We start from the raw sequence: 306 nt of genomic DNA on the forward strand, positions 1-306 counted from the left end.
ACTTTTTAAGATCAATGGGAGGTTCTGATGGAGCTTTTGATTGATCGAAAGCTTGTGAGGAAGCTGAGATCAATTGATTTTTCCAGTCAATAATTTGGTTTTGATGAACATCAAACTCAGAACTCAATTCAGCAAGTGTTTTTTCTGCTTTGATCGCAGCAAGTGCTACCTTAGCCTTAAAGTCGTTTGAATGATTTCTTCTTGGTCTACGTGCCATAAAATACTCCATATATTGATGTTTATAACATCATTTGAGGAGCAGAGTATCACTTATAGGAGTTGTTCAAATTTCCGGATCCATCTCTG

Annotated in this window: 1 pseudogene; it reads right to left on the minus strand. The window is 36.6% G+C overall.

The annotated features are described in order from the left end of the window. Positions 1-229, minus strand: a pseudogene (locus R5R67_RS19680) (IS3 family transposase); the annotation flags it as partial. Between the last annotated feature and the right edge of the window lie 77 nt (positions 230-306).

It is taken from the genome of Acinetobacter sp. OYA S30, from assembly GCF_033599315.1.
In the GTDB taxonomy this organism is placed as follows: domain Bacteria; phylum Pseudomonadota; class Gammaproteobacteria; order Pseudomonadales; family Moraxellaceae; genus Acinetobacter; species Acinetobacter baumannii.